The organism is Actinoplanes sp. ATCC 53533, assembly GCF_003947245.1.
In genome coordinates this window covers 1-7141 of record NZ_QHHV01000160.1, presented here as the reverse complement: position 1 = coordinate 7141, position 7141 = coordinate 1, and the positions used below count along the sequence as shown (strand labels likewise).

General features: G+C 72.0%; 4 protein-coding genes and 1 pseudogene. 2 read left to right on the top strand and 3 right to left on the bottom strand.

Annotation, left to right across the window (positions count from 1 at the left end):
* The coding region (locus DMB66_RS41895; protein ID WP_148112811.1) for a serine/threonine-protein kinase at positions 1-1407 on the top strand (1407 nt) is incomplete at its 5' end.
* 3 nt (positions 1408-1410) lie between these two features.
* Here the strand turns inward: DMB66_RS41895 and DMB66_RS41890 are convergent.
* The 3 genes and pseudogenes from DMB66_RS41890 to DMB66_RS41880 all read right to left on the bottom strand — a co-directional run bounded on the left by DMB66_RS41890 (position 1411) and on the right by DMB66_RS41880 (position 5808).
* Positions 1411-3417, bottom strand: coding sequence for a biotin carboxylase N-terminal domain-containing protein (locus DMB66_RS41890; RefSeq protein WP_125809683.1), 2007 nt, complete (start codon positions 3415-3417; stop codon positions 1411-1413).
* 20 nt (positions 3418-3437) lie between these two features.
* Positions 3438-4890 (bottom strand): annotated as a pseudogene (locus DMB66_RS41885) (carboxyl transferase domain-containing protein).
* Between the two features lie 240 nt (positions 4891-5130).
* Entirely contained in the window at positions 5131-5808 is a 678-nt protein-coding gene (locus DMB66_RS41880; RefSeq protein WP_023562908.1) for a Crp/Fnr family transcriptional regulator, read from the bottom strand.
* Positions 5809-6010: 202 nt separating this feature from the next.
* Here DMB66_RS41880 and DMB66_RS41875 point away from each other — a divergent pair.
* Positions 6011-7141: CapA family protein (locus tag DMB66_RS41875; RefSeq protein ID WP_148112810.1), on the top strand; the 1131-nt coding region annotated here is incomplete at its 3' end.

The window sequence follows — 7141 nt, the reverse complement described above, 5'->3', positions numbered from 1 at the left end:
ACCCAGGACTCCGTCGGCCGTGACGTCGCCATCAAGGTGGAGAACAGGACCCTGGACAACGCCCGTGACCAGGCCCGGTTCCTGCGTGAGGCGAAAGCGGCCGGCCGCATGTCGTCGCATCCGCACGTCGTCGACCTCTTCGACGTGGGAGTGACGGTCGACCAGCACCCGTACCTGATCATGGAACTTTGCGACGGGTCGTACCTCGACCGGATGCGGGTCTCCCCGCTGACCGCCGTCGAGACCCGCGACCTGGGCGTGAAGATCGCCGACGCGCTGGTGCACTCGCACGCCAACGGGGTGCTGCACCGCGACGTCAAGCCGGCCAACATCCTGTACTCGCACTTCAACCCGGCCGTGCTCGCCGACTTCGGACTGGCCGTGCTGGGCGAGATGCGCGATTCGTCGGTCACCCTCGAGGTGCTCACCCCGGCGTACGCCCCGCCCGAGATGTTCTCGCACGCCGAGCCGTCCGGCGCGGTCGACGTCTACGCCCTCAGCGCCACCCTCTACGCGGTGATGCGCGGTCGGCCGCCGCGCTGGGAGTCCGACCGCAGCCCCAGCCTGATCACCCTGATGGACCTGTTCAACCAGCCCATCCCGGACCTGCCGGCCGTCCCGCGCGCGCTCACCGAGATCCTCCGGTACGGCATGGCGAACGATCCCCGCGCCCGGCCCAGCATGGAGCAGTTGCGCGAGATGCTGGGCGGGCTGCACCTCGGCCCCGGCGGCCAGCAGGCCCCGCCGACGGTCTACCGCGCGTCCACATTCCAGTCGCCGGGCCCGGGCCCGATGCCCCGGGACCCGCGGCCGGTCCCGCCCGTGTCACCGACCCGCGACGTGGCCGACGAGACCCCGACCGTGCACACCGAGGGCCGCAAGCGGGGCAAGCGCCGGTGGCTGTTCGGCGGCTTCGGCGTGTTCCTGCTGCTCGTGGCCTCGGTGGGCGGCGCCTGGCTGGCGTCCTCGCAGGGACCCAGGATGCGGACGCTGGCCTCCCGGTTGGCCTCGCCCGCCACCTCCACCCTGCCGGTCGCGCTGTCCCGGCTGCCCGGCTGCGGGGCTGCCACCGCACACTGCCCCGACCAGCTCGAGTGCTACACCCGGCGGGCCGACGGCGGCCCCACCGCCCGCCAGGTCTCGTGTGCCCGGCCGCACAGCTGGGAGGTCTTCGCGGTCGGTCTGCTGCCCTCCGGTGTGGAGCCCCGCGACCGGGACGCGGTCACCACCGACCCGATCGTGCGGAAGGTGTGCAGCACGACCACCTTCCGCCGGCTGACGACCCGCACCGACGGCACCGAGTGGGCGCTGTCGGTGCTGCCGCCGACCAATGCCGACCGGACCTTCCGCTGCCTGGCCGGCCAGGGCCTGGACCGGCTGCACGGGCCGGTGCTGGCCCGCGGCTAGCTGCTACTCCGGATCGAGGACGGCCAGCAGTTCGCCGGTGTCGACCTCCGCGCCCGGCTGCACCGGCAGCGACGCCACCACGCCCGCCGACGGTGCGTGCACCGGATGCTCCAGCTTCATCGCCTCCAGCGTCAGCAGCAGCTCCCCGGCGCGGACCCGCTGACCCGGCACCACCAGCACCCGGCGGACCGCGCCCGGCAGCGGGGCGATCAGCGAGCCCTCGGTGGTCTCCGGGGACGGCAGCGGGAAGCGGGACAGCTCGCGCAGCGTCACCGAGCCCTCCGGGCTGTCCACGTAGGAGATGTCGCCGACCCGGTGCACCTTGAGGCTCAGCCGGATGCCGTTGACGTCGAGATCGACCCGGCCGCCGTCGGCGTGCACCACGACCGTGGGCGGGTGGTCGTCGAGCGTCGGGGCCTGGCCGAGCCCGGCCAGATCCAGCTCCTCCGGGTCCACCGCGCGGACCCACCAGCCGGCCAGCTCGCCGTGCCGGTTCATCCGGTAGCCGACCTCCACCGGGCCGGCCGGGCCGTCGTAGACGGCGGTCTGGGAGCCGGACGGGACGTTGCGCCAGCCCGACGGCAGCGACTGCAACACCGGGGCGGCCGCCCGCCGGGCCGCGGCCCCGGCCAGGGCGGCGGCCAGGCAGGAGATGCGGACGGCGTCCACGGACGACAGCAGCGGCGCGAAGACCTCCGGATGCCGGTCCAGGAACCCGGTGTCCATGTCGCCGATCCGGAACGCCTGGTGCCGCAGCACCCGGACCAGCAGGTCCCGGTTGGCGACCACGCCGTGCAATTGGGTACGGGTCAGCGCCGACGCCAGCATCCGCGCGGCCTCCTGCCGGGTGGGCGCCCAGGCCACGAGCTTCGCCAGCGTGGAGTCGTGGTGCACGCCGACCACGGTGCCGTCCACCACCCCGGCGTCCAGGCGCAGGCCGGGCTGGGGCAGCGGACGGAACGAACCGGCCACGTCGGGGACGGCGAAGCGGTGCAGCGTGCCGGAGGCGGGCAACCAGGCGTACGCGGGATCCTCGGCGCAGATGCGCACCTCGATGGCGTGCCCGCGGATCGGGGGCGGGCCGGGCATCGGCAGGCTGCCGCCCTCGGCCACCAGCAGCTGCAGGCGGACCAGGTCGTAACCGGACACACACTCGGTGACCGCGTGCTCCACCTGCAGCGTGGGCGTCAGTTCGAGGAACCAGAAGTCGCCGTCCTCGTCGAGCAGGAACTCGACCGCGCCGGCGCCCACGTACCCGATCGCCCGGACCGCGATGATCGCGGCCCGGCACAGCTCCTCGCGCAGCGCGGGGTCGACCGCCGGGGACGGCGTCTCCTCGATGATCTTCTGGTACCGGCGCTGCACCGAGCACTCCCGCTCGCCGAACGGCACCACGGCCCCGTGCACGTCCGCGATGATCGGCACCTCGATGTGCCGGACGTTCTCCACATAGGGCTCGCAGAAGACCGCGTCGCCGGTCTCCTGCCGGGTCGAGGCCATCGTCTCGGCCAGCGTGACCGGGTCGCGGACCACCCGCATCCCGAGACCGCCGTGGCCGTTCGCCGGCTTGATGAGCACGGGGAAGTCGGTGATCTGCGCCGGGTCGGTGTGCGTCGGCAGCACCGGCACCCCGGCCTCCGCCACCATGGCCTTGGTCTCGATCTTGTTCTGCACCGTGCCCAGCGTCTTGGCGGGCGGGCCCACCCAGATCATCCCGGCGTCGGCGACCTCGGCGGCGAACCCCGGGTCCTCGGCCAGCCGGCCGTCGCCCGGGTGGATGGCGTTCACGCCCGCCCGCTTGGCCGCCGCGATGATGAGATCACCCCGCAGGTACGTCGACTCCGCGGTGCCGCCGGACAGATGAACGGCGTAGTCGGCCTCGGTGACGTGCGGGGCATCGGCGTCGGCATCGGAGTAGACGGCGACCGTCTCGATGCCGACCAGGCGGCAGGTGGCGAAGACCCGGCGGGCGATCTCACCGCGGTTGGCCACCAGAAGACGTCGGATCACTGGTCTACCTTTCAGGGACTTCAGGGTCGGAAGACGCCGCCGTGCTCGGCGCCCTCGACAGCCGCACTGTGCACGGCGGACAGGCAGAGGCCGAGCACCGTACGGGTGTCGCGCGGATCGATGACGCCGTCGTCGGGCAGCTTGCCGAGCGGGGGAGAGCCCTCCGCGGGCCGCTCCACCGGCCAGCTGAACAGGAACCGCGGCTCGTAGGCGCGGCCGTAGATGCCGCCCGCCTCCTCGGCGGGCCGGGCGCCGATCATCAGGGTCAGATGCGGCACGGTCGACTTGGCGACGGCGTGCACCAGCGGGGCGCCGTGCCGCACGTCCGCGGCCTCGTGGGCCTCGGCGGCCGGCGCGCCGGTGTACTGCACGAACAGCAGCGAGGTGGCCGTCGCGTTGGCGAGCTGGATGAAGTGCACGGCCTTCTGCGTCTCGGCCGGCGAGAACGCCCCGCCCAGATTGGCCAGCACCCCGACTCGGATAGCCGTGCAGCTCACCCCATCCGGTGACCAGCGCGGTGCCCTGGGTGGGCTTGAACTCGTCGAAGTCGCTGCCGTCCAGGATCCGGCCCAGCACCTCGAGCGGCTCGAAGACCGTCGCCGCATCGGCGCCGGCCATGCTCAGCAGGTCCTCGGCGTCGTACTTCGGCGGGTTGGGCGGGTAGTAGCGGGGCGCCGGGCCGCGCTTGCGCCAGTTGAACCGCCGTACGCACTGGCGGGCCAGGCGCAGCCCGTCGCGTTCGTCCTCGGCCAGTTGGTCCGCCGGGCCGGTCACCCCGGCGGGAACCGTGGGCGCGCTGCGCACCTCGGGAGCGGGCCGGCCGTTGGCCCCGGCCGCGCGGACCGGCTGCGGATGGATCGTGAGCATCTTGGCGTGCCCGCGCACCATGATCGTGTAGTCGGAGAGGGCGGGCAGGTAGGCGGCGTCCCCGGTCGTCGCGCCGAAGACCACGCAGACCGTCGGCACCCGGTCGGCGGTGAGCTGGCTCAGGTCGCGGGCGATCGCCCCGCCCGGCGGCGGACCTGCCGGGGCGGCCGCGCCGGTCGACTCCACGAGATTCACCAGCGGCAGGCGGTTGACCGAGGCGATCCGGGCGGCCCGCCGGATCTTCTCCACCGTGTACGGGTTGACCGCGCCGCCGTCCACCGTGGGGTCATTGGCGATGACCACGCACTCGACGCCCTCGACCACACCGATGCCGGTCACCACGCTGGCGCCGATCGGGAACTCCGAGCCCCAGGCCGCGACCGGGGACAGCTCCAGGAACGGGCTGTCCTGGTCGAGCAGCATCTCGACGCGCTCGCGGGGCAGCAGCTTGCCGCGCGCGTGGTGCCGGGTCACCCACTTCTCGCCGCCGCCCGCGCGGGCGGCCTCCAGCGCCACCTCGAGCTCGGCCAGCCGCTCCAGCATCGCGCCGCGGCTCTGCAGGTAGGCCGGGTTGCGCGGGTCGATCGCGGTGTCGAGCACGGTCACGCAGTCACCTCTGCACGGCCCGCACGGCCCTGGCCTAGCGCGGAGCCCCGCCCGCCACCCATCTTCAAAGCCCGCGCCTCTCGCCCGTGTAGTGCCTCTCGACCACCTCCGTAACGAGCGGCCGACCGGGTGCGACACGGATCTTGCTGAGGCGGCTTTGTCCCCCGATCAGGTGGGCGGACACGCGTTCAAGGGGCCGCCCATCAGGACGGCCCCTATCGTGCTTCGTGGATCTGGTGGCTACACCCGCGCGCGGCGGGCCAGCCTCTCCGGATCCAGGATGATGACGCTCTTACCGTCGAGACGCAGCCAGGCGCGGGACGCGAAATCCGCGAGTGCCTTGTTGACCGTCTCCCGGGAGGCGCCGACGAGCTGCGCCAACTCCTCCTGGGTGAGGTCGTGCGTCACCCGCAGCACGCCACCGTCGCGAGTGCCGAAGCGGCCTGCCATCTGCAGCAGGTTCTTCGCCACCCGGCCGGGCACGTCCGTGAAGATCAGGTCCGCGAGTGCATCGTTCGTCCGGCGCAGCCTGCGGGCGAGCACCCGCAGCAACTGCTCGGCGATCTCCGGCCGGTTGTTCAACCACGGGCGCAGCGACGACTTCTTGAGTCGCGCCAGGCGCGTGTCGGTGACCGCGGTGGCCGTGGCCGTCCGCGGACCGGGGTCGAACAGCGACAGCTCACCGAGCATGTCCGACGGTCCCATGATCGAGACCAGGTTCTGCCGGCCGTCCGCCGCTCGGCGACCAAGCTTGATCTTTCCGGAGAGAACGATGTAAAGGCTGTCACCCGCCTCGCCCTCATTGAAGACGATGTCGCCCTTTCGGAACTCGATCGTCTCCATCTCCTTGGCGAGCGCCTCGGCAGCCTCCGGGTCAACGCCCTGGAAGATCCCGCTGCGAGCCAGTACCTCATCCATCGCTGTACCTCCGACTACGCGCTTCGCCGCGCACGATCAGTCTAGGCGCACGCGGGCCGTAAACGGGCGGCGCCCCTCGATCCAGATCTCGCAGCGTAACCGGTCATCGCCCGGAGGCCGCAAGAATCGTCGCTCTCGGTGAGCGATTACCGGCCGTTCGAGGGTCGCCCGCGGTTGCCGGCCGACGGTATCGTCCCCATCGATGAATTCGCACCCCCCGCCGCCCCGCCCCGGCCTGTTCGGCCGCCCCGTCCTGACGATCACCCTCGCAGTCGCCGTGCTCGTGGGCGCCGGTCTCGGCGGCGTGGCGCTCGCCGGCCGGGGATCCGACCCCGTCGCGCCGGTCTGGAATTCGCCCGCCGCCGCATCCTCGGGTGCCTCGTTCGCGCCGGTCGCGCCCGGCGGGGCACAGCAGACGGAGTCGGCGCCGACCGGCGACACCGTCACGCTCTCGGCGACCGGCGACATCATGATGAGCAACGCGCCGAACAAGCTGCCGGCGAACAACGGCAAGGGCTTCTTCGACTCGGTCCGGGACGGGCTGAAGTCGGATCTGGTGATGGGCAACCTCGAGCAGCCGCTCACCGGCGACACCGGCACCTCCAAGTGCGGCCCGGGCTCGGCCAACTGCTTCGCGTTCCGCTCACCGCCGTCGTACGCCGGGCATCTGGTCGACGCCGGCTTCCAGCTGATGAACACCGCGAACAACCACGCCAAGGACTTCGGGGTCCAGGGCTACAAGAACACGGTCGCGGCCCTGGAGAAGGCCGGGCTCAAGCACACGGGCGCCGCGGGCCAGATCACCGTCGCCGAGGTCAAGGGGATGAAGGTCGCGGTGGTCGGCTTCTCCTCGTACGCGGGAGCGAACCCCCTCAACGACCTCCCCGCCGCCCGCAAGGTGATCCAGCAGGCCGCCCAGCAGGCCGACATCGTGGTGGTGCAGGTGCACATGGGCGCCGAGGGCTCCGGCATGAGCCACGTGAAGCCCGGCACCGAGATCTTCTACGGGGAGAACAGGGGTGACCCGATCAAGTTCTCCAAGACGGTCATCGACGCGGGCGCGGACGTGGTGGTCGGGCACGGCCCGCACGTGCTGCGCGGCATGCAGTTCTACAAGGGCAAGCTGATCGCGTACAGCCTGGGCAACTTCGCCGGCGGTGGAAACACGCTCAGCAACGACGGCATCCTGAAGTACGGCGGCATCCTGCACGTCTCGCTGACCCGCGACGGCACTTTCGCCGGCGGGAAGTTCCTCTCGACATATCTCGACGGCACCGGCAAGCCGATCAGGGACAGCGGGAAAGAGCGTGGCCTGGCCCGGGTGCGTGAGCTC